This is a genomic window from Shewanella canadensis (assembly GCF_003966225.1).
In the GTDB taxonomy this organism is placed as follows: domain Bacteria; phylum Pseudomonadota; class Gammaproteobacteria; order Enterobacterales; family Shewanellaceae; genus Shewanella; species Shewanella canadensis.
The window spans coordinates 1-2,970 of sequence record NZ_RXNU01000035.1 but is presented as its reverse complement, the minus strand read 5'-3'; the positions used below and the strand labels follow the sequence as shown (position 1 = coordinate 2,970).

Annotated in this window: 1 rRNA gene; it reads left to right on the top strand. The window is 50.5% G+C overall.

The features are described from left to right. Positions 1-13: 13 nt before the first annotated feature. Positions 14-2,918: ribosomal RNA gene (locus tag EKG38_RS24600) — 23S ribosomal RNA — on the top strand. Positions 2,919-2,970: the final 52 nt, after the last annotated feature.

The window sequence follows — 2,970 nt, the reverse complement described above, 5'->3', positions numbered from 1 at the left end:
ATTTGGGTTGTATGGTTAAGTGACTAAGCGTATACGGTGGATGCCTTGGCAGTCAGAGGCGATGAAGGACGTAGTAACTTGCGAAAAGCGTTGGCGAGCTAGTAACAAGCATTTGAGCTAACGATGTCCGAATGGGGAAACCCACTCACATAAGTGAGTATCACATACTGAATACATAGGTATGTGAGGCAAACCCGGGGAACTGAAACATCTAAGTACCCGGAGGAAAAGAAATCAACCGAGATTCCCCTAGTAGCGGCGAGCGAACGGGGATTAGCCCTTAAGCGTAGAGGGTGTTAGTGGAATGAGTTGGAAAGCTCAGCGGCACAGGGTGATAGCCCCGTACATGAAAACTAACTTTACGTGAAAACGAGTAGGACGGGACACGTGACATCTTGTCTGAACATGGGGGGACCATCCTCCAAGGCTAAATACTCCTGACTGACCGATAGTGAACCAGTACCGTGAGGGAAAGGCGAAAAGAACCCCTGTGAGGGGAGTGAAATAGAACCTGAAACCGTATACGTACAAGCAGTGGGAGCGGTTCTTGAGACCGTGACTGCGTACCTTTTGTATAATGGGTCAGCGACTTACATTTTGTAGCGAGGTTAAGCGAATAGCGGAGCCGTAGGGAAACCGAGTGTTAACTGCGCGTTTAGTTGCAAGGTGTAGACCCGAAACCCGGTGATCTATCCATGGGCAGGTTGAAGGTTGAGTAACATCAACTGGAGGACCGAACCGACTTATGTTGAAAAATGAGCGGATGACTTGTGGATGGGGGTGAAAGGCCAATCAAACCGGGAGATATCTGGTTCTCCTCGAAAGCTATTTAGGTAGCGCCTCGTACGAATACCATTGGGGGTAGAGCACTGTTAAGGCTAGGGGGTCATCCCGACTTACCAACCCTTTGCAAACTCCGAATACCAATGAGTACTATACGGGAGACACACGGCGGGTGCTAACGTCCGTCGTGAAAAGGGAAACAACCCAGACCATCAGCTAAGGTCCCAAAGTTATTGCTAAGTGGGAAACGATGTGGGAAGGCTTAGACAGCTAGGATGTTGGCTTAGAAGCAGCCATCATTTAAAGAAAGCGTAATAGCTCACTAGTCGAGTCGGCCTGCGCGGAAGATTTAACGGGGCTAAGCAATACACCGAAGCTATGGGTTTGCTAGTTTACTGGCAAGCGGTAGAGGAGCGTTCTGTAAGCCGTTGAAGGCGAAGGGGTAACCCACGCTGGAGGTATCAGAAGTGCGAATGCTGACATGAGTAACGATAAAGGGAGTGAAAAACTCCCTCGCCGAAAGACCAAGGGTTCCTGTCCAATGTTAATCAGGGCAGGGTGAGTCGACCCCTAAGGCGAGGCCGAAAGGCGTAGTCGATGGGAAACAGGTTAATATTCCTGTACTTCTGCTAACTGCGATGGAGAGACGGAGAAGGCTAGGCTAGCGCGGCGTTGGTTGTCCGCGTTTAAGGCTGTAGGCTGTGTACTTAGGCAAATCCGGGTACACGCATTAAATTGCAAAGCTGAGAGTTGATGACGAGGTCCTAAGGGACTGAAGTAGTTGATGCCATGCTTCCAGGAAAATCTTCTAAGCTTCAGGTTAGTAGGAATCGTACCCCAAACCGACACAGGTGGTTGGGTAGAGAATACCAAGGCGCTTGAGAGAACTCGGCTGAAGGAACTAGGCAAAATGGTACCGTAACTTCGGGAGAAGGTACGCTCCCGACGGTGATGAGACTTGCTCTCTAAGCTGTTGGGAGTCGCAGATACCAGGTGGCTGCAACTGTTTATCAAAAACACAGTACTGTGCAAACTCGCAAGAGGAAGTATACGGTATGACGCCTGCCCGGTGCCGGAAGGTTAATTGATTGGGTTATCTTCGGAGAAGCTCATGATCGAAGCCCCGGTAAACGGCGGCCGTAACTATAACGGTCCTAAGGTAGCGAAATTCCTTGTCGGGTAAGTTCCGACCTGCACGAATGGCGTAATGATGGCCACGCTGTCTCCAGCCGAGACTCAGTGAAGTTGAAATTGCGGTGAAGATGCCGTATACCCGCGGCTAGACGGAAAGACCCCGTGCACCTTTACTATAGCTTGGCACTGAACATTGAACCTACATGTGTAGGATAGGTGGGAGACTTTGAAGATGGGACGCTAGTTCTGTTGGAGTCAACCTTGAAATACCACCCTTGTAGCTTTGATGTTCTAACTCAGGTCCCTGAATCGGGATTGAGGACAGTGCCTGGTGGGTAGTTTGACTGGGGCGGTCTCCTCCCAAAGAGTAACGGAGGAGCACGAAGGTTGGCTAAGTACGGTCGGACATCGTACGGTTAGTGCAATGGCATAAGCCAGCTTAACTGCGAGACATACACGTCGAGCAGGTACGAAAGTAGGTCATAGTGATCCGGTGGTTCTGAATGGAAGGGCCATCGCTCAACGGATAAAAGGTACGCCGGGGATAACAGGCTGATACCGCCCAAGAGTTCATATCGACGGCGGTGTTTGGCACCTCGATGTCGGCTCATCACATCCTGGGGCTGAAGTCGGTCCCAAGGGTATGGCTGTTCGCCATTTAAAGTGGTACGCGAGCTGGGTTCAGAACGTCGTGAGACAGTTCGGTCCCTATCTGCCGTGGGCGTTGGATGATTGAAGGAAGCTGCTCCTAGTACGAGAGGACCGGAGTGGACGAACCGCTGGTGTTCGGGTTGTTATGCCAATAGCATTGCCCGGTAGCTACGTTCGGAATCGATAACCGCTGAAAGCATCTAAGCGGGAAGCGAGTCCTAAGATGAGTCATCCCTAGGAATTTAATTCCTCTAAAGAGCCGTTCGAGACTAGGACGTTGATAGGCAGGGTGTGTAAGCGTTGTGAGGCGTTGAGCTAACCTGTACTAATGACTCGTGAGGCTTAACCATACAACCCAGATGGGTTTTGCAGATGGTTTTGCTTAACTGAAAGAATACGAAG